The sequence below is a fragment of the Pseudoalteromonas rhizosphaerae genome (assembly GCF_902498845.1).
In the GTDB taxonomy this organism is placed as follows: domain Bacteria; phylum Pseudomonadota; class Gammaproteobacteria; order Enterobacterales; family Alteromonadaceae; genus Pseudoalteromonas; species Pseudoalteromonas rhizosphaerae.
The window spans coordinates 156,764-177,199 of record NZ_CABVLM010000009.1 but is presented as its reverse complement, the minus strand read 5'-3'; the positions used below and the strand labels follow the sequence as shown (position 1 = coordinate 177,199).

Below are 20,436 nucleotides of genomic sequence, written 5' to 3'. Positions count from 1 at the left end.
TATAGGGCCGCAACTTTGCTATAAATCAAAGCCAACGTATCAAATCGTTGGCTTGTTAAGGAAAAATAGTGTTCGAAAACCACCAACTGGACATCTTACCCCAACATCAACAAATACTATATAAGCCACTGGCAGATAAAGCGTTGCTGCACGCTCAGCTTAACTGGCTGCTGTTTTATCTACCATTAACTGCAATATTAGGCGCTGTTTGCTTTTTTAATCAGGAGTTTGCAGCACTGGCACAAACGAGCTTACTGATTGGTTTACCAATTATTTTAGTTTTATCGCTAGCTTATAACGTTGTCAGTATGCGACTTAAAGGAATTGCTATGCGTGAGCATGATATAGCTTATCGCAAAGGCGTTATTTGGCAGCAGGTGACGATTTTACCTTTCTCACGAGTGCAGCACACAGAAATACATCGTGGCCCTTTGGAGCGAAAACTGGGCTTGGCTAGCTTGCGTTTGTACAGTGCTGGCGGAATGAGCGCCGATCTCAACATTAGTGGCTTAAGTTATTATGATTGTAAAAATATCCGTCAGTATATTCAAAAGTACACTGAAGCAAGACAAGTATCGAACAATACCAGCAATCAAGCCGGTGATAGTGTATTAGCTACTGATGAGTCGTTAAATGGATAATTTGAAATGGCAGCGTGTTTCGTCTTGGTCACTGGTTTATTTTATCGTGCATTTTGCTTTCCGATTTGTCAAAGACGGTGTATTTAACTTACTACCTATTATGGTTGTGTTTGTTACGCAGGTTGAAAATAAGTGGTTTTGGGGGCAAGTTGCATTAGCGGTAGCGATTATTAGCTTGTTAATTTATTCATTTTTTTACTATATTAATTTTCGCTTTTGCATTACTGATGAGCATGAAATATTACTCAATAAAGGGGTGTTTAAAAAAGAGCGTTTAACCTTGAACTTTTTGCGAGTGCAGAATGTTAATATTGCCGAACCGTTTTATTTTAAGCCTCTGGGTTTGGTTAACTGTATTTTTGATGCCGCTGGCAGCACTAGCCAAGAGGCTGTATTACCCGGGGTTACATCGCTATATGCAGAGCAAATGCGCGAGCGAGTATTGGCTTATAAAGAAACCCGACAACAAACTGCAGCTAAGCAGCAACCTGAAGATACACATACCAACGAACCACAACAATGTTTGCTGCTGAGCAATAAAGAAGTTGCAAAATTTGGCTTGATGTCGAATATGGCTATTTTGGCATTAGCAGCGCTTGCGCCTTTTATGAATGTTGTGCTGGAGTTTTTAGAAAAAGCGGTGATCAATCGCCTAGAATCATTCTATCAGCAAGAAGTGGGCGTGTTGGTTGATGCTGCAGCACTCGCTGTGTTTTCAATACTTGTGCTTGTTGTGTTGGTTGTCGTTTTATTATCGGTATTAATGTCATTAATCCGCTTTTATAATTTTCAGCTTTACTTTCAGGCCGGAAAATTTAAACGCATTGCTGGATTATTAGAGCGTCATCAGTTGTCGGTGAGTCTTGATAAAGTACAATCGCTGCTGATTAAGCAAAACCTAATTGCACGACTACTTAAACGTTATACTGTGCAGTGCTTGCAAGCAACCAGCGGCGGCTTTAGCGCGGGCGCAAAGAGCAAACAAAGCTTAGTGATGCCAGTGCTTTCACTTGAGCAAGTAAAACAAGTTTGTCAGTGGGTACATCCTTGGCTTAACTTAACCGGTGATGATTTTAAAGCACTCAACTTTAAAGGTGTCGAAAAAGCGTTACTGATCAAAAATCTATGCTTTTATGCTTTGTTACCGAGCGCTTTAATTGCATTTATGGGCTATGCAGGACAAGGTTACAGCCCGGTATATGGCCTGCTTTGTGCTGTATTACTAAGTTCCTTGGTGTACTTATCATATCGACGATACGGTTATTATTTTTATCAATATCAAGGGCGATATTACGCAGTGTTTCGCAGTGGCATGATAAGTGTGCATTATCGAGTGTTTGAACTATATAAAGCGCAAAGCACGCGCGCAGTAAGCACTTATTTTATGCGAAAAAGTGGTTTGAAGAGCTTGTCTATACAACTCGCTGCGGGCACAGCGACTATGCCTTATATCAAAGCAGAGCAAGCCGATGAAATTATCGACTTTATTCTTTGCCAAGCCGAATCGGATCAACGAAGTTGGATGTAATTCACCGCTTTCAAGTTCTTAGGATGGTATTTTATTAGGCTATAAAGCGTAATAGCGGTAACTCACGTTTTCTTACATTTTTATGCTCTCTTTTTAGACTAAGTTATGACAATAATGGGTTTAAAATAAGAGATCAGGGAACATGATGAAAAAAACCTTACTCGCTACTTCGTTATTATTAGCCACACATACACAGGCCGCCGTGCAATGGCAAACTATTCATACCGAACACTTTAATGTTCATTACAGTCAAGAAAATGCAGATTGGGCACGCTCTGCGGCCAATGAATTAGAAATCGTCCGCAGCAAAGTGCTTGAGCAACAAAACCGTGCTTTAGATGAAGCGGTTGATGTGGTGGTGTTTGATCCACTCAATGCCGCTAATGGTTTTGCATTACCGGTTTCAAATAAGCCATTGATGGCGCTTTTTACTACACCACCGCAGTCAGATACAGTGATCTCAAATAATAGTGGTTGGCAGCAATTACTGGTACTGCACGAATATATTCATCTAGTGCATTTAGCACAACCTACCCGCAGTAAATGGCGTCAAGAGCTCAGGAATATTTGGGATTTATACGATATAACACACAGCGAGATGCCTCGCTGGGTGGCAGAGGGTTACGCAACATTACTTGAATCGAAAATGACGGGGCGTGGTCGATTATTTAATAACTACAGCGAGGCGATTTTAATCGAATTTGCTCAGCAAGGTGCATTGCCCCGCTATGATCAGTTGAATAGTACAGATGGTGGCTTTATGGCTGGCTCTATGGCGTATTTAATGGGCGCCCGATTTTTAGCTTGGCTAGAGAAAAACTATTCAGAGCAAACCCTTGATGCTGTTTGGACGCGTATGCAAGGGGTTAAGCAACGCGAATTTGATGACGCATTCGAAGGGGTCTTTGGTGACTCTGCGTGTAAGTTGTATCGACGTTTTATTGCTGAGTATACCTATCAAGCAATGAGTAAAGAAAGAAGTGAACAGTCACTTACTAGTGAGCTTTGGTTGGCGTTAGATCACTATGCTAGTGGTCCTGCTTTATCACCAAATAGCGAGCAACTTGCAGTGGTGGAGCGTGATCAAGACGGCAAGACTCAGTTAAAACTCTACAGTACTGAGGATAACCTCAAAGCTGCAGAAGAGTTTAACCAAGAGCAACAAGAGCTACTCGCTGATGATCCTAAAGATGTTGCTGATAAACCACCCAAGGTGTTTCAACGTAAGCAAAAGCAAGTCTTGAATCAAATCAATCGTGCGGGTATTCAAAACCCACAATGGCTAAATGACGACGTGCTGTATTTTTCAGCCTACAGCAACGTAGATAATATTGATAATCAGCGTATATCAGATATATTTAGCTGGGATAGGCAAACCGGTGAAGTTACCAAACTAACTGATTTAGCTGGCCTGCGGCGCTTTAGTATTGCAGATAATGGGCAAACACTTTATGGAGAACAGGTTAAAGGAGGTTACTCAGAGTTAGTGCGAGTTGATTTACAAACCGGTCAAGCTGAACCATTATTCGAAAAAAGTCTAGCAACGGTTTACGATTATCCTGTAGTTAGCCCCAATCAACAGCAACTCGCCTTTCTTAAAACTGAGTTTAATCATAATTGGCAATTGTATATACAAGATCTTGATGGACAAAAATCATTTGCTGTACCAATGCCTAAGGGATATCAATACTTATCACAACCAAGTTGGAGTGCGGATGGCAAGCAGCTTTATTTTGTTGCAGGATTAGCTCAGGCAACGGATATCTACCGTTATGATTTAACTACACAACGTTTGTTCAAGCTGACTCAAGGTCAACAAGCGGTTGCTAATCCACTCGCATTATCTGACGGGGATTTACTGTATTTTTCAATCAGTAGTGATGGCCCTGATATTATGCAGCTACAGGTAAATAATAACGAAGAAGAAATCACCGATTTTGCAACTAACAGTATTGCGCCTTTGTTGCTTGTGAATGAGCACACCTTGCCAAAAGCTCAAGTATATCAACAACCCATTGGTGAGCAAACGCACTACGATATTTGGCAGCAAAAAGCCACTTTTGCGTTAGGTGAACAATATCATTCAGCCGCCGCGGCATTATTTTCAGCGAGTATTAAAGGCAGCGATTTACTCAAGCAATTAGATTGGCAGCTGGGCTACAGTGTTGATTTACATGACACTGCACTGCAAGGCATTTATGCCCAAGCACGCTACAGTGCGCTTGCAATCAAGTTTGACAGCCAGTTATTTTCTTATGATTTGAATGCTAGCAAGCAATATCAGCATGGCCTGTTGGCTGATCAGTCAGTGCAAGGCGGCTATATTGCTGCCAGCCTGCCACTGAGTTTTGGAGAGTTTAAAGTACAGCCAGAACTGGCTTATAACTACTCAGAGATAGATGATGCAAATATCAAGCAAGAGCAGAGTTCACAGTGGCTTAGAGTCGGCTTGAAGCAATCTTGGAGCTATGACAGACAAGATTATGCCATTGGCCAAGCGATTGATGCGCATTGGTATAGTGGCGATAGCGACACACAGAATTGGCAGGGCTATGATGTTGCTGCGCAGCTATTTGGTAAAGCGTGGGCGATACCTATGTATGCAAATTATAGTCAGCAATATCGAGATAATATAGACCTCGTATTAGGTGGTTTTAGCTCTCCATTATTATCAAAGAATGTTCGTAGTGATTATGTATTTGCTCCTGAGTTACCGTTTTATAGTGCCGTTGGCAAACGCTATCAAGGTTATGGTGGCGGTATTAGCTGGTCAGAAGGCATGCCATGGTTTTACTATCAACAGCATCAGATTGACCAACAGGTATACGGGCAAAGCTATGGTGTGAAATGGCAAGGCCCCTTTAGTTTTGGCTTAGGCCCTGCAGGCCTCAATGATGTGAAACTTGATTTTGGCCTAGTCAGAGTCGAAGGCGACAGCTTTGATGATGAGCTTAGAGGCTGGCTCGGGTTTTATTATTCGTTGTAAATTAATGGAGGCTCCAAGGAGCCTCTTCTATCGCTTTGTCTAAGTTAAGTATTTAATGCTGTCCCTGTTCGCCTTTGCTCGCGATTTCTTTGTGATTGTTTTTTACGGTTACGGCGGCTAAGCCACAAGTAAAAACCAGTGCCTGCAAGCCATACTGGGCTTAGGCCAATCACGCACCATAAGATTTTACTGAGTAAACCGGCAAAATAACCAAAGTGTAATTTTCTAAAGCTATCAATTACTTTCCAACCAATGCCGACTTCGCGAATATCCCAGTTAGCTATATGTTCACCGGTTTTTTTATCATAAGTAATGGTGTTGGCGTATTCGCTTGCCAGTGGATTGTTGCTATCAACTTCACCAAATAGCGTAATGTTTTCGTCAGGCTCCAGTGGCATAACTAAAAAAGTACCATTAAATGTCGGGATTTGTTTTTTGCTATCATCCAGAATGGCTTGAAAGTTAATGGTATCGCTATGTAAGTTTTTGGTGAGTATAAAATGCTGTTCTTCTGCGTGTTCGACTACTTCGTGATACCACACAGCCCAATTAAAGTAGCCGCCAGTGATCGCCAAAATTAAAATAATGGGTGAGCCAAGTACCCCTGTCATTTTATGAATATCGCTTAGTACAATTTGCAGCGTCGCCTTGAAGCGTACTGAAAATAAACGTTGCCAAAATTTACGATAAATTATTAAGCCTGTAACGCCGAGGATAAATAGAAAGATTGCAAAAAAGAACCCAAGGACGGTGCCTGTTTGACCAGGTAGAGTTTTTAAATCGTTTAGCAAAAATGTGTAATGCAGTTCTAAAAACCAATCTGTGAAGTAGTGACTAGTGCTAACTGGCTGCGAGAGTATTTCGCCAGAATATTGATTGATATGAAATTTATACCAAGTGTCGGTACCGCGTTCGATTAAATAAACCCGATCAGCAGTATCATCATTAAATATTTCCCAACTACCTACTACATAGCTAGGAAATTCATGCTCAGCAACCGCTATTAATTTATCAATGGGTTTGCGTTCTGCGTGACTATCAACGACAAAGTGACTATCTGGCATGAGTAAGCCATCAATTTCACTTTTAAACACTAATACGCTGCCAGTTAGACTGATCACAATAAGTGGAATCAAAGCACAAAGCGCAATCCAACTGTGTATTTTAAAAAGTGTTTTTCTCATAAGGCAAAGAGTCGTCAAAATTAATTTGTTGCATGATAACAATTATCAATGTTATTTCAATTCTATGCGATGAGATGTTTGCTTACTAACGGCAAAGTGTCAGTCGAAACATGGAAACTGTAAGGTTAACTTGCCGCAGGAGTAGTGAGTTTATTTTGTACAAATGGTTGCTTGTTTTTATAGGACCTTTACAATGCCGCGCCTTACATAAAGCATATAAAAACAGTGGTTTACACTGACTTATTGTTTTGTTTATAAGTTGCTAACTTATTAATCAATTACTAACGAACGAGGTCTACTTTGGCGCATTACCTGCCTATTTTATCATCATTTATTTTAGTGTTTAGCTTTTTACCATTACTAAATAAAATTCGTAAAAACCGCAGTGTATCGGGGTTGTCATTATTAATGATGACCTTTGGGGTGGCGCAAAGTATTTATTTTATTGCATTTAATCTCTTTTTTGAACGTTACTACATGGTACTACCGTTTGTGGTGACCGGGTGTTTAAGTGGCTTAATCTTGTATTATTTTGCTCGATATAACGCCAAAACTAGAGAGCGAACTCAGTTGGCCGCTATGTTAGGTTTTTCACTATTACCGTTTTTACTGCTAGTAAACCCACAGCTAGAGACTGCTAATGTACTTACTTGGCTTACTTTTGTTGGCTTAATAATGAGTTCGGTGCGAGTCATGCCGCAAACCTATAAAACGCTGCGCAGCGGAGATATAAGCAACTTAAGTGCTCGTTATTTTAGCTTACAGTTTATTGCTGGTGTGTGTGGTTTATTTGCAGAATTAGCGATGGCAGCACCAAGTACTTCGCATCTTTTAACATTTGTGATGATCTTACTGACTAATGCTGCGCAACTTGGTTGTATTCAATATTATAAAATGCGCCCTGCAATAATATAGAATTGTTTGTTTTAAAAACAAGCGATTCCAAAGTTACTGTTTTTATGGCAAATTACCTTATCGAGATAAAAGGGATAAGGTATGAATTGGAATCAACTAGGTTACTTATGTCGATTATTTTCGCCATTAAGTAACCTTACACCTGCACAGAAAAAGCAACTAAGCAGTGCCGAGCATTTACGGGTTTATAAAGCTGGGCAGCACAGTAGTCAATTAGCTACAAAATTATCAGCACAGCTTATTGATAACCGTTGTGAACACGAGCAGCAAAGACTTGCGTTATGTTATGAACAATTACCAAATGCAATTAGTACTAACGGCTTTAAATACGGGAGCAGATTAAGCTATCTGGTATTTATTTTTACTGTTTTTATTATCATTAGTCTGATTTATCAGGTTTTTGTTATACCTTCCTTTTCAGCTGTATTGAGTGACTATCATGCTCAATTAAATAACTCGCTTAGTGATGTGGCACAATTTTGGTATATATTTGTATCTCTACAAGGAATGCTTCTTTCATTAATTTTGCTCAGTGTTATACGCCTAAGCCAAATAGGCAATCTACTAAAAGCAGAACCATCATCAAGCTTTATCGATTTTATTATCCCCAAAAAAATTCGCCAGCAACACAGCGAGCTAATTGTAATACTTGAATTTCCTGTAAACGGGGCAAGTGAAAGTATTAGCTTCCCTGAGGTTGAGCATTTACAAAGTTGTCAGTTACATGGCTTAGATATTAGTAAAGAATTTGTGCTTTTAATAAAGCAAAAGCTGGCGGTGTTTAATCAAGATGCTAAAAGGTATTTGAATAAACTCATTACTATTTTCACGATTACTTTAGTTATTGCGATTGCATTATTTTTGAAAGAGGCTTATCGGCCTATCTTCGCATTGGGAGAGATCATTTGAAAAATAAAGGATTTACCCTAATTGAGCTAATGGTTGTGATTGCTATCATAGGCATTCTAGCTTCTGTGGCATTGCCACAATACAGTAAATATATACAGCGCAGTGAGCTTGTAGACCCCTTAGCAATGGCTGCCGTTATACGAGAAGATGTAACGACTTTTTATTTAGAGCAAGGACGATTTCCATCAAACAATGAGGAAGCCGGTATACCTGCGAGTAAGTTTTTAATTGGCAATCGAGTAACTGGTATTGTCGTTGATGTTGGGGCTATTCATATTAGCCTTGGTAATAAAGCGTCAGTGCCTTTGCAGGGGACGATATTAACATTTCGGCCAGCTGTGGTCACGGGTAGTCCGGGCAGCCCTATAGCTTGGTTATGTGGCTACGATCAGCCAGTCGCAGGTATGCAAGCAATGGGTAAAAATAAAACCACCGTACCCAAAGATATTTTGCCGTCATCGTGTAAAGAACTTAAATATTAAAATATTCTAGGTCAATGAATGCAACTGACTATCCATCAAGTAGACGCTTTTACTAACGAATTATTTAAAGGCAACTATGCAGCGGTTATTGATTTAGATAATTGGCTTGATAATGAGCTGATGCTAAACATTGGCGCAGAAAATAACGTATCCGAAACCGCGTTTACTTGTCGTCAAGCTGATGGCAGCTACGCTATCCGTTGGTTTTCACCATTAATGGAAATAGATTTTTGCGGGCATGCTACACTCGCTGCGGCATTTGTGTTGTGCGAACAGCACAATATATCGCAAATTCGTTTTCAAGCTGCTGCAGTCGGTGAGTTAGTTATTAATAAAAATAGCGATGGCAGCTTTGCCATGACTTTTCCAAAACAAACTCCTTTTGTTACAACAGAAATACCCTCTGAGCTATTTGCTGGCTTGTCTATACAAGCCGTTAAGGTGTTGAAAAACCAACAAGCTTACTTTGCTATTTATGATAGTGAGCAAGATGTGCTAGATCTTAAAACAGACTCTGCGCTGCTTAAAACATTGTTTCCGCTAGATGTAGTTGCAACCGCACCAAGCGCAAAATACGACTTTATTTCACGTTATTTTTGGCCTGCTAATGGCGGTGATGAAGATTACGTTACCGGCTCAATTCATACCGGTCTTGCGCCTTATTGGGCTAAAGAGTTAGGTAAAACCTCGTTAAGTGCTTATCAAGCTTCTAGCCGTGGCGGACATCTGCATTGTGAAGTTGCTGCGCACACAATTACTGTAACTGGCCATGCTGTGCGCTATATGCAGGGCACCATATATTTATAATGACTATTTAATTGCTACCTTGCGGTAGTTTAATGGTGATTTGCGCGCCATGCGCTGTGTTAGCTAACTGCAGGGGCACTAATTAGGCGCTCATAGCGTGATGTATATTGACCATACACAGGCGTCATAATATCAATGTCACCTTGTTGGACGGTCACCACATTGAGCGTACTCGCATTTAGCTGCGGCACAGCAGGTTGCACCGCAAAATAGCTGATGCTTGCTAGCAGTATAAGTGCGGCAACAATGAGGGCTATTTTAACTTTGTTTAGTTTTGTGGTTTTCTCAATATTAATATTCATAATCTACAAATCTACGTGGTTGATAGTGTAGTTAATGAAAGTTTGATGCCAGAAATAAATGCTGTTTATTTTCAGTTGCTTAAGTATTTATATGGTGATTATAATGTGATAGCTGTTCGATATCGAACACGCAGGTGTTCGGTTTTGAAAATAAAAGCAGCCGCAGGAGATAGATTTATTATCCGAAGCTCAGGTTATTTAAATAAGGACTTTGAATCTTTTTGATACGGTTTTGTAACAGTTCCTTACAAATGTCACGTTAATGTTTCATTCAGCTCTGTTATTATGGCTTTAGTAAAATATTTAGGGGACTGATTATGCGAACAACGATATTGAAATGGACACTTCCATTTGTCGCGCTTGGCTTAGGAATTGTTGGCTTTGTGGGAATTAATGCGATTGCCCAAGAGCCAGAAAAAAAAGAAATAGTCGACACTCGGCCGGTTGTAAAAGTTGAGCCTGTAGCTGCCAACGATCATCAAGTGATTATTAATAGCTATGGCGAAGTTAAGCCACTTGAAAGCACGCGTTTATCAGCGCAGGTGTCGGGTGAGGTTGTTAGTTGGCATCCTCACTTTGTTGCTGGTGGTATTGTTGCTCGTGGCGAAACCTTATTTACTATTGAGAAAGATAACTATGAAGCGGCGCTATTACAAGCCCAAGCTGAACTTGCTCAAGCAAAATCACAGTTAATCGAAGAGCAAGCACAAGCACAAGTTGCGGCGGATGAAGTAAAGCGCTTTCCTGGTAAAGAGCGTACTGCATTGTTTTTACGTGAGCCACAAGTGCTTAGCGCGCAAGCATCGGTCAAGTCAGCGCAAGCGCGATTAAAGCGTGCGCAACGTGATTTAGATAATTGCGAAGTAACAGCTCCTTATGATGCACTGGTTGTAAGTCGCGATATTGGTGTAGGCCAGTATATAAATATGGGCACACAAATCGGTGAGTTAAATAATATTGAAACAGCCGAAGTGATTATTCCGATCGCTGGCTTTGACAGTGTGTTTTTACCTGAGCGAGTTAAAGGCATTACTGCAACGGTAATAAAAACCGGTTTACATGGGTTTACGCGTCAAGCTGTGGTTGATCGTGATTTAGGTATTGTTGATAGTGCTACTCGTATGAGTAGCTTAGTTGTTCGTATAGATGACCCGTATGGGTTAGTTAATAAACAGCAGGCAATTAAATATGGCAGTTATGTACAAGTCAATTTTGCTGGCACTATGCTTAATAATATCTATCGCTTACCGCAAGAACTGGTGAATAACCAAATGGTATGGATTGTTAATGATGAGCAGCAACTTGAGCCACGTAAAGTGAAAGTGATCCGCGAAGAGGGCGAGTTCTTTTATATTAGTGATGGCTTAGAGGCTGATGATCAATTAGTTATTACCTTACCTGAGTATCCGCAAAAAGGCATGGCAGTGAAAATCGCTGGTGTGCAGGATGTTAAAAAAGTTGATGCACTCGATAGTGCAACCACTGAAAAACTATAAAGGGTAGACTGCGTTATGAGTAACACTGAACTACCAAATACACCAGACTCAACGGTTGAAAAGCAGACCGGTATTATTGCCTACTTTGCTAATAACTCTGTAGCGGCTAATTTAATGATGGTTTTCATTATAGTAATGGGGATCATTAGTTTTTTAACTATCCAACGACAAATGTTCCCGAACATTGAAATTAATTACATTACAATTAATGCGAATTACCCTGGCGCGTCACCGCAAGAGATGGAAGAAAGTATCCTAGTTAAGATTGAAGAATCTTTAAAAGATATTACCGAAATTAAAAAAGGTGTATATCGCGCATTTCGTAACGGCGGCAGCGCCCAGTTAGAAATCAATACTGATGCAGAGCTCACCGATGTATTGGATAAAATTAAGTTGCGAGTTGATGGTATCGCGACTTTCCCCGCAGGCATGGAGCCGGTCACCATAAGTCAAATAGAGTTTCGCCAAGATGTAATAGGCATGACATTAGTTGCCGACCTACCACTGAATGAGCTCAAACCGATAGCTAACCGCATTGAAGATGAGCTATTACAGCTATCAAATGTATCACTGGTGGTCAATGATGTACCACTGGATGAAATTGCCATTGAGATTGAACCAGACACACTACGTCGTTACAACTTAACCTTAAGCGAAGTCGCTGATGCTGTTCGTCGTTATTCCGCCAACTTTTCAGCAGGACAATTAAAAACCGATGCTGGGGTTATTTCTGTACGAGTTGAAAACCAACTGTATTCAGGTGAGGAGTTTCGCCAAATACCAGTAAAAATTGGTGATAACGGCGCTAAAGTTTTACTGCAAGATATTGCAATTATTAAGGACCAATTCACCGAAGGCGAACGTTACTTTAAGTTCAATGGTGAAAATGCCGTTTATTTATCAGTAAAAGCGACGGAAGAGCAAAGTATTATTCCTGTTGCGGATTCAGTTAAAGCGTTTATTGATCAAAAAAATAAAGACTTACCGCCGGGTGTCCGCTTAGAGCCATTAATGGATATGACCTATTACTTAAATGCTCGCTTAGATATGATGGTAAATAACCTGATCCAAGGTGCAATTTTAGTCGCTATTATGCTTTCTTTGTTCTTACGCTTTAAGCTTGCGCTATGGGTAATGATTGGCTTGCCGGTATGCTTTTTAGGCGCCATGATGATGATGCCGCTGTTTGGTGTAACCATTAATATCTTGTCATTATTTGCCTTTATTATGGTGCTAGGGATTGTGGTGGATGACGCCATTGTCATAGGAGAAAGCGCCTACACCGAAATAGAGAAAAAAGGCGGTGGAGTTGTTAATGTCGTTAATGGCGCTAAAAAAGTCGCAACTCCTGCAACCTTTGGGGTGTTAACCACAGTTGCGGTATTTGCGCCATTTACGTTATCGACAGGCCCTGAAAGTGCATTCTTTTTTGGGATCGCAGTCGTGGTTATGTTGTGTTTAATATTCAGCTTAATAGAATCAAAGCTTATTCTACCTGCACATATTGCCCATACTAACTTCCCGCCAATTAAACCAGATAGCTGGCGAGCACGTTTTAATAAACGCTTTTTTGGTTTTGTAAATGGACCATATCGACGTTTTATAGTGCGTTGTGTAGAGTGGCGTTGGGCGGTACTGTTCTCGTTTATTTCATTACTGATCGTCACTTTTGCCTTGATTGCATCAAACAATGTGCGTACTGGTTTTATGCCGAAGATCCCGCATGACTATCCGCAGATCAACTTAGAGATGAATGATAATGTCTCTGATATACAAACCATTGAAGCAATTCGTGAAATCGAAGCTATGGTGATTGCCGTTGATAAAGAGACTGAGCGGGAATATGGTCAAAAACTAATTAGAGATGTACTCGTGTTTAACCAAGGTCGTACTGAAGCGCAAATACTCGCACCATTAGTTGAAGAGGATTTACGTCCTTATAACGCGTTTGAACTTTCTCGTCGTTGGCGTGAAGCGATGCCAACCATTGCTGGTGTTAAGTCGCTTATTATTTATGACGATGTGAATGCTCAAGGTGGTGGTGATGGTGAGTTTGGTTACTTGTTATATGGCTCAGATATCGACACTTTAAATGATGCCGGGCGTCGTTTTATTCAATTATTGCAACAACAAGACGGTTTGTTTGATATTAGCTCGACTATTGACCCTGCCAGCAAAGAAGTGCAAATGAGTTTAAAACCTGTGGCTTATGACCTCGGTTTAGACTTAGCCTCAATAGCAAATCAAGTTGGCGCAAGTTTTTACGGTGGTGAAGCACAGCGTGTTATTCGCCGTGGTGAAGAAGTGCGGGTGATGGTACGTTATCCAAAACTAACCCGTGAAGCGTTTTCATCGCTCAAGCATGCAGTTATCACCACACCGCAAGGTAAAGAAGTGTTACTTGGTGATGTGGTCGAGCTGACTGAAAAACCGGGCATTAGCTATATTCGCCGTGAAGGTGGTTATCGTACTGTGTATGTTTATGGCAATATCGATGAAGAAGTGATCGAGCCAAATGAAGTAATTACACAAGTAAAAGACAAGCTATTACCTCAACTAAAAGAAGAGTTCCCAAGCGTTAAATCAGAGCTTGGCGGTGCTATTGAAGAGCAGCAATCACAAGCTAATCAGCAAAAAATGTTCTTTTTTGGTGGCATGATTTTAGTATATATCTTGTTGGCTGTACCTTTGAAAAGCTATGCGCAACCTTTGATTGTAATGTCGGTGATCCCGTTTAGTTTGACGGGGGCTGTATGGGGGCATTATTGGTTTGGCTTAGATCTAACCTTAATGTCTGGCTTTGGTATCATTGCCGCAGCGGGTGTAGTTATTAATGATTCGCTGGTTATGACCGACTTTGTTAACCAAGCTCGCCGTGAAGGTATCGCTATCAAAGATGCGGTGATAGAGGCCGGTTGTGCCCGCTTTAGACCAATATTGCTGACATCAATCACGACCTTTGCGGGCGTATTGCCGATTATGTTTGAAACCAGCTTACAGGCTAAATTTGTAATACCTATGGCTGTAGCGCTTGGATTTGCAGTAATGTTTGCAACCTTAATCACGTTAATATTAGTGCCGTGTTTGTACATCATAATGAGTGATGTAGGTAAGGTGTTTAAAGCTTTATTTAATGAAATTATGCTCTTATTTAAAAGTAAACAAGGGCCGCAGTTAGATCGTTAGTTTCAATTTGTTACTACGGACTTTAAAAGCCAATACGTAATGTATTGGCTTTTTTATTTTTATATACCTTAGTATTGGTTTTTATTGGCGGTTACATTCTTTAGTTTGATCTTTGAGCTATGTCACATTATACTCACGCTGTTTTGGCAAACTAATCGAAAGGTTAGGACGCAAAGTTTCCGGTCTAAGGTTTTAGTGTGCTAAAACTAAGATAGCGGGGCCGTTGCACAGGGTAATTTTAGCCTCACTGTGTGTCATCAGCCCTACAATATAGTTAAAAAGTATTTCTTTTATCCAATAAATACTGGATAGTACCTATTAGATGTTCTTAAGGTGTTGCTTTGTTTATGCATACGTCATTGGCCTGTGGAAATTGGATGCCAATAGGTTGTCTAAATCATCATACCCAATTATTTGTTGGTGATATGGTGACAGTGACTTTTTATGACACGCAAGGAGAGCTAGTCGATTTATCATTTAAATATGAAATTATCACTGAAGAACAAGGTGAGCCACATAATTGGCCGCGTTTTGTCGCGGAATATATTAATACCCATATACCACTAGTTGAAGCAGGAAGAATGACTGAGCAAGGTTTAGTGGTAGCTTATCGTTCAAACCAGATTTATGCACTTGAAGGCTGCGGGATTACTCGTGCGGAATTAACTTTTCAATGTATTGCTAAATGTGATGATTACCAAGCCGTTAAGCCTGCATATGACTATATCTACCCTGAAAAATGCAGTGTTTATAATGCGGGTGTAAAAGTGTTACAGCCAAAAACAGGCTTAATTTATAAATGCAAACCTTGGCCTTTCAGCCAGTTTTGCAATGTGAAAGAAGAAAATAATCCTCTTTATGAGCCCGGTGTGGGACAAAGTTGGGATTTAGCCTGGCAGCAAGTTTCCCCTTAATGCTATTTAGCATTTTTCGGCCCACTCATTGAGTGGGCTTTTTTATGCACTTTTGAAAATTATGTTAAACTCCAGCTATCGAAATTTTTTATTGGTTTTTCTGTGGCTCTATCAAACTTATCGTTGTCTTCACTTCCTAATGCTCCTGTTGCACGTAAACAGCCGCACACGTTAACAACACACCAAAAAATACGCATTGATGATTATTATTGGATGCGTGATGACGAACGAACAGAGCCAGCGATGCTGGCACATTTAGCCGCTGAAAATGACTATTGTGAACAGCAACTAGCGCCTATTCAGTCTTTTCAGAAGCAACTGTTCGAAGAACTAAAAGGGCGTATTGTTAAAGACGATAATACTTTTCCCGTTAAAGATGGCCAGTATTGGTATCACTCTGAAGTACGTGGCGATGATGAATATTCTCGCCATTACCGTAGTCGTCAGATGGATGCCGCAGATAAGCAGCTACTGTTAGATGTAAATATACTTGCAGAAGGTTTTGAATTTTATGAATTAGGCGAGGTGGCAATTAGTCCTAATGAACAATTGTTGGCTTACTCTGAAGATACCGATGGCCGTCGTATCTATACCGTAAAGTTTAAAGTTATTGATAACGATGATTTACTTGAAGATGTATTAGAAAACACCGAAGGGCAAATCGTTTGGGCAAACGACAATAAAACGGTTTTTTACGTAAAGAAAGACCTTAAAACGTTATTAGGTTATCAAGTTTATCGCCATGTATTAGGTACTAAGCAAGCGCACGATGTATTGGTATATGAAGAGCAAGATCGAAGCTTTTTTATGGGGCTTGGTAAAAGCCGTGATGAGGGGCTGATCATTATTGATTTAGCCACTACAGAAACGAACGATACTTGGGTGCTAGATGCTGATCAGCCGCAAGGAGTGTTTACTCAGTTACTGCCACGCGAAGAAGGGCATGAGTTTGATGTTGATAAACTCGGCGATACGTTTTATATCGTGACCAATTGGCAAGCTAAAAACTTTCGTTTAATGACGGCTAATACAAGTACCATTGCAGATAAAACACAGTGGCTTGAGCATACCCCTCATCGTGATAGCGTTTTATTAGAAGGCGTAGAGCTGTTTGACGATTTCTTGGTGCTTACTGAGCGCGAGCAAGGACAAACACGCTTTGTGGTCATTAATAAGCAACAGCAGCGTATGACCTTAGAATTTGATGATCCTTGTTATTATGCTGCCATTGCAATGAATCCTGAGCATGATACGCACGTAGCTCGTATTTATTACTCAAGCCTCACCACGCCAGGTTCATTATTTGAAGTAGACTTAAATAATGGTGATAAAACTTTATTAAAACAACAGCAAGTATTAGGCAGTTTTGATCCGCAAAACTATGCCTCTGAAAGATTAATGGTAACAGCGCGTGATGGTATTAAAGTGCCCGTGTCGCTGGTTTATCGTAAAGATAGTTTTGCTAAAAATGGCACTAATCCACTGTTTCAATATGGTTATGGGGCGTATGGCATAACCATTGATCCGAGCTTTTCGAGTACCTCATTAAGCTTACTCGATCGTGGTTTTGTGTATGCCATAGCACATGTTCGTGGTAGTGAGATGTTGGGCCGTGATTGGTACGAGCAAGGCAAAAAACAACATAAGCAAAATAGCTTTAACGACTTTATTGATGTAACCAAAGCATTGGTTGAGCAAGGTTATGGTGCGCAAGATAAAGTGTTTGCTTCAGGCGGTAGTGCCGGTGGCTTACTAATGGGAGCGGTTGTTAACCAAGCGCCAGCGCTTTATTTAGGAATTGGCTGCCATGTGCCATTTTTAGATGTGCTAACCACCATGCTGGATGAGTCAATACCTCTAACTACCAATGAATACGATGAATGGGGTAATCCAAATGACCCTGCCTATTATGATGTGATTGCTCAGTATTCACCGTATGACAATATTACCGCACAGGCATACCCACATATTTTAGTGACTACCGGTTTGCATGATTCACAAGTGCAATATTGGGAGCCGATGAAGTGGGTGGCTAAAATGCGTGAATATAAAACTGACGATAATATTTTGGTGTTTAAAACCGATATGGATGCCGGTCACGGCGGAGCATCAGGGCGTTTTAAAAGCTTGGAAGAAAAAGCATTAGAGATGGCTTTCTTTATCAGTTTGGCTGATTAAGTGTGATTTTCTATTCAATTGAGTTTCACTATGTTTGGAGGTACTTATATGTTTAATGTACATGGGCGCTGGGAATACTCAATTGAATCACCAACAATATATATCAAAGTGATTGGATGTTTTAATCGAGAAGGTATACAGGCTTTTACCAAGGATGTATTTGCTGATTTAGCAAAGTTGCCGCCTCAATCCATTGAATATGCGGTGATTAACTTAGCTGAGTTTGAATTAGCGACCGCAGATAGCTTGGCGGTTGCAACTGAATACTTTCATGGTGTTAAAGCGCGCGGTTATAAACGTGTTGTTTATATTCAAGCAAGTGCTGTAGCCAAAAGTTTGCTGGAACATATCTGGCGTGGTAGCGATATGGATATACAATTTTACGATGATATTCCAGGTTACTTAGCTAAGCACCCGGAACATCTATATATTAAAACCTGGTTATGATTAATTTAAATATGCTTTAAGCATCCACACTAGCTTCTCTTGCTCAGTTATATAATCACTCATCAATGAAGCCGTACCTTCATCTTGTGCATCACTTGCTTGCTCTAAAATATCGCGCTGCATTTTAATTAGCGTGCTGTAACCAGCGAGTAAGTTTTCGACTGCTGCGACACCATCACTGATATTTTTTGCTTCTTTAATTTTGCTGATCTCTAAGTAATCAGAAAATGCATGCAGTGGTGCGCCATCAAGCGTTAAAATACGCTCAGCGACTTCATCTACTTTTAAAAGTAATAGGTTATAAATTTCTTCAAACTTGATGTGTAGTTCAAAAAAGTTGCGACCTTTAATATTCCAATGAAAACCGCGGGCATTCATATATTGAATTTGATAACTACTTAGCAGGGTATTGAGTGACTTGACGATATCTTCACTTTTCGCGCTGTTAAGACCAATTGCGTTTACCTGTGACATAACTTCTCCTTAATAAACTGATAAGATGTTTTCTAAACACTGAAGCAAGTATCAGCCATTTTTAGTAATCTGTAAAATGGTTAAAACCGATAACCTTAATAGATTTTACCTATTAGCCAACCTGCTGTAGTAATTAATTTGTTCGTACAATAGAGATGGGCTCCAATCTTTAAAAAACCACCCTAAAAATCAAAATAACCGCAAATCGCTTAATAAAAGCACAATAAGATGATCTAAAACAAGCTTTTATAGCAAGCTATTACATGGCGAGTGGTTATTTGATTTAGGTCAAAATTAACGTTTTTAGTCGGCGCATAATCAACACAGATAAATTTGATGGAGAGATAACATGCAGGCTAAAACACAAAAAGAAAGTAAAATGGAATTAGTTGTTATTGGTATAGCGTTGATTGCATTTGTAGTTGGCTTAGTCGGCCATTTAGCAGGAGCAAGCTTTGCTAACTTTGATACCTTTGGTTATATCGCAGCGCCAACACCACTGATCTTAGCAATCATCGCATTTGTTGCCTATAAAGTGGCTGCTAGTGCAGAAGATTAAACCAGCAACTCAACAATATAATTCATCACTTGGCGTGAGTAGATCATACTGGTGTGACTTAAATGAAACACTTTATGTTCTGCCATGCCTTTGAGTTTGGTTTCATCAATTAATACCGTGCCATCTGATTGACTACCTTTGGCAATTAGCGGCATGAGGCCGATGGGTAAATCGCCAGCAATACTATAAAGCTTGGCATTAAATGGCCAATCACCATTTTCGGTCAGTAAAAATTCCACACTGTTTTTTAAAAATACATCAAAGCCTTTTTGCTGCATTCTGCGGGCTATATGGCTGCCTTTATGCGGTGTGCCTAAAGTAATAACTTTTGTTACGTTTTGGCTTTGCTCTGAATTTGCAGCAAGGTATGCGCGCGCCACCAGTCCGCCCATTGAATGACAAACAAGGGCCGTATTTTTATCATTAATAAAATTATCAATCTGTTTAAAAATAGCGGCGCGATCGGGAGACAATGTATTGTAAGAGAGGTTGAGAATATCCAACCCAGACTTTTCGAGCTGCGAGCATAAAGGGCGCATTACAAAGCCAGACATATACAATCCGTGTAATACCACAACGCGTTTAACAGTCATACACCCTCTTAATCTATTGAACCTACAATTACATTAATTGTACTGGTTTTATTTCAATGTTAACTGAATCAGAGCTCACCCATACATCACCATCTTGAATGGTAATAGTCAGCGATATATTGCGATCAACCAGCGCTGCCAGCGCTTGAGTTGTAGCAAAATCTAAACTAAAAATACTTAAATTTTTAAACTCATACAATTTAGGTTGATGCTTTTGCCACCAAATTGCTTGGTTGTTTTCACCATAAGTGTATAGCACCACTTTTTTAGCTTTATTACAGGCTTTTTTAACACGCTTTTCATCAGGTAAACCAAGCTCAACCCACAGCTCGATCTCATCGCTATAGCTTTTATGCCACAGCTCTGGTTCATCATCAGCCGATAAACCTTTAGTAAATTCTAAACCATCACAGGCATTAAGTGCATAGGCAAGTAAGCGGATCATCAAGCGTTGCTCGGTTTCTGAAGGGTGTTGTGCCAAGGTTAAATTAAAGTCTTGGTATACGTTGCGGTCCATATCGCTTAGCGATAACTGCGCTTTAATAATCGTCGATTTAAGAGCCATAACAGTTTATTTAAAAAAATTTGCGTCAGTATAGCGCATTAATACCCAAACCACCTCAAGATACAGAGCCCAGCGTTTCACAGGCGCTTAATACCAAGGCGTAACTTTGCAAAAGTGTAGTTACTATTAAGTGGTCATAACGCAGAGATCAAGTTGCTGTGAAACGTCCTAAGGATTGGTTTAAAAGAGATTGATACTGCGTTATTGATTTTAACAATAGAACCACTATTACTTGCAATCAATGCCTTGCCTAAATCACTTTTAATTCCA

Annotated in this window: 18 protein-coding genes and 1 riboswitch; of the genes, 13 read left to right on the top strand and 5 right to left on the bottom strand. The window is 40.1% G+C overall.

Annotation, left to right across the window (positions count from 1 at the left end; translation table 11 throughout):
• Positions 1–68: 68 nt before the first annotated feature.
• The 3 genes from PSR9079_RS15040 to PSR9079_RS15030 all read left to right on the top strand — a co-directional run bounded on the left by PSR9079_RS15040 (position 69) and on the right by PSR9079_RS15030 (position 5,155).
• Entirely contained in the window at positions 69–641 is a 573-nt protein-coding gene (locus PSR9079_RS15040; protein WP_149982261.1) for a PH domain-containing protein, read from the top strand.
• Positions 634–2,169, top strand: coding sequence for a PH domain-containing protein (locus tag PSR9079_RS15035; protein WP_149982260.1), 1,536 nt, complete (start codon positions 634–636; stop codon positions 2,167–2,169). Before PSR9079_RS15040 ends, PSR9079_RS15035 begins: the two co-directional genes overlap by 8 nt.
• A 145-nt stretch (positions 2,170–2,314) precedes the next feature.
• Entirely contained in the window at positions 2,315–5,155 is a 2,841-nt protein-coding gene (locus PSR9079_RS15030) for a TolB family protein (RefSeq protein WP_149982320.1), read from the top strand.
• A 44-nt stretch (positions 5,156–5,199) separates the two neighbouring features.
• Here the strand turns inward: PSR9079_RS15030 and PSR9079_RS15025 are convergent, their stop codons facing one another.
• Positions 5,200–6,339 (bottom strand): PepSY-associated TM helix domain-containing protein, encoded by a 1,140-nt coding sequence (locus PSR9079_RS15025; protein ID WP_149982259.1) that lies wholly within the window; start codon positions 6,337–6,339, stop codon positions 5,200–5,202.
• Positions 6,340–6,639: 300 nt separating this feature from the next.
• Between PSR9079_RS15025 and PSR9079_RS15020 the strand changes: the two genes are divergently transcribed.
• The 4 genes from PSR9079_RS15020 to PSR9079_RS15005 all read left to right on the top strand — a co-directional run bounded on the left by PSR9079_RS15020 (position 6,640) and on the right by PSR9079_RS15005 (position 9,452).
• The gene (locus PSR9079_RS15020) at positions 6,640–7,254 is read left to right on the top strand and encodes a PQ-loop repeat-containing protein (RefSeq protein ID WP_149982258.1); all 615 of its coding nucleotides are present in this window, start codon (positions 6,640–6,642) and stop codon (positions 7,252–7,254) included.
• Positions 7,255–7,335: 81 nt separating this feature from the next.
• Positions 7,336–8,163, top strand: a complete 828-nt coding sequence (locus PSR9079_RS15015; protein WP_149982257.1) for a hypothetical protein — start codon at positions 7,336–7,338, stop codon at positions 8,161–8,163.
• Positions 8,160–8,645, top strand: coding sequence for a pilin (locus tag PSR9079_RS15010; RefSeq protein WP_149982256.1), 486 nt, complete (start codon positions 8,160–8,162; stop codon positions 8,643–8,645). The genes PSR9079_RS15015 and PSR9079_RS15010 overlap by 4 nt, the downstream gene beginning before the upstream one ends.
• A gap of 18 nt (positions 8,646–8,663) precedes the next feature.
• Positions 8,664–9,452, top strand: a complete 789-nt coding sequence (locus tag PSR9079_RS15005; RefSeq protein WP_149982255.1) for a PhzF family phenazine biosynthesis protein — start codon at positions 8,664–8,666, stop codon at positions 9,450–9,452.
• Positions 9,453–9,511: 59 nt separating this feature from the next.
• Here the strand turns inward: PSR9079_RS15005 and PSR9079_RS15000 are convergent, their stop codons facing one another.
• The gene (locus PSR9079_RS15000) at positions 9,512–9,754 is read right to left on the bottom strand and encodes a hypothetical protein (protein ID WP_149982254.1); all 243 of its coding nucleotides are present in this window, start codon (positions 9,752–9,754) and stop codon (positions 9,512–9,514) included.
• A gap of 317 nt (positions 9,755–10,071) precedes the next feature.
• Here PSR9079_RS15000 and PSR9079_RS14995 point away from each other — a divergent pair, with 317 nt between their 5' ends.
• The 5 genes from PSR9079_RS14995 to PSR9079_RS14975 all read left to right on the top strand — a co-directional run bounded on the left by PSR9079_RS14995 (position 10,072) and on the right by PSR9079_RS14975 (position 17,975).
• Positions 10,072–11,250 (top strand): efflux RND transporter periplasmic adaptor subunit, encoded by a 1,179-nt coding sequence (locus PSR9079_RS14995; protein ID WP_149982253.1) that lies wholly within the window; start codon positions 10,072–10,074, stop codon positions 11,248–11,250.
• A gap of 15 nt (positions 11,251–11,265) precedes the next feature.
• Positions 11,266–14,436, top strand: a complete 3,171-nt coding sequence (locus PSR9079_RS14990; protein ID WP_149982252.1) for an efflux RND transporter permease subunit — start codon at positions 11,266–11,268, stop codon at positions 14,434–14,436.
• 135 nt (positions 14,437–14,571) lie between these two features.
• A riboswitch (cyclic di-GMP riboswitch) is annotated at positions 14,572–14,664 on the top strand.
• A gap of 119 nt (positions 14,665–14,783) precedes the next feature.
• Positions 14,784–15,350: a chitin-binding protein gene (locus PSR9079_RS14985; RefSeq protein WP_149982251.1), complete on the top strand. Its 567-nt coding sequence runs from the start codon at positions 14,784–14,786 to the stop codon at positions 15,348–15,350.
• Positions 15,351–15,452: 102 nt separating this feature from the next.
• On the top strand, positions 15,453–17,528 hold the full coding sequence (locus PSR9079_RS14980) for a S9 family peptidase (protein WP_149982250.1): 2,076 nt from the start codon (positions 15,453–15,455) through the stop codon (positions 17,526–17,528).
• A gap of 48 nt (positions 17,529–17,576) precedes the next feature.
• Positions 17,577–17,975 (top strand): hypothetical protein, encoded by a 399-nt coding sequence (locus PSR9079_RS14975; protein WP_149982249.1) that lies wholly within the window; start codon positions 17,577–17,579, stop codon positions 17,973–17,975.
• On the opposite strand, the gene PSR9079_RS14970 is transcribed toward PSR9079_RS14975, so the two are convergent.
• Positions 17,976–18,449, bottom strand: coding sequence for a Dps family protein (locus PSR9079_RS14970; protein ID WP_145240248.1), 474 nt, complete (start codon positions 18,447–18,449; stop codon positions 17,976–17,978).
• Between the two features lie 349 nt (positions 18,450–18,798).
• Here PSR9079_RS14970 and PSR9079_RS14965 point away from each other — a divergent pair, with 349 nt between their 5' ends.
• On the top strand, positions 18,799–19,008 hold the full coding sequence (locus PSR9079_RS14965) for a hypothetical protein (protein WP_149982248.1): 210 nt from the start codon (positions 18,799–18,801) through the stop codon (positions 19,006–19,008).
• Here the strand turns inward: PSR9079_RS14965 and PSR9079_RS14960 are convergent.
• Positions 19,005–19,601 carry a PGAP1-like alpha/beta domain-containing protein gene (locus PSR9079_RS14960; RefSeq protein WP_145240252.1) on the bottom strand — a complete coding sequence of 199 codons (597 nt, stop codon included), beginning with the start codon at positions 19,599–19,601 and terminating at the stop codon, positions 19,005–19,007. The two genes, PSR9079_RS14965 and PSR9079_RS14960, sit on opposite strands and share 4 nt — an antisense overlap.
• Positions 19,602–19,629: 28 nt before the next feature.
• Complete coding sequence (locus PSR9079_RS14955; RefSeq protein ID WP_145240254.1) at positions 19,630–20,166, bottom strand: YaeQ family protein; 537 nt, start codon at positions 20,164–20,166, stop codon at positions 19,630–19,632.
• Between the last annotated feature and the right edge of the window lie 270 nt (positions 20,167–20,436).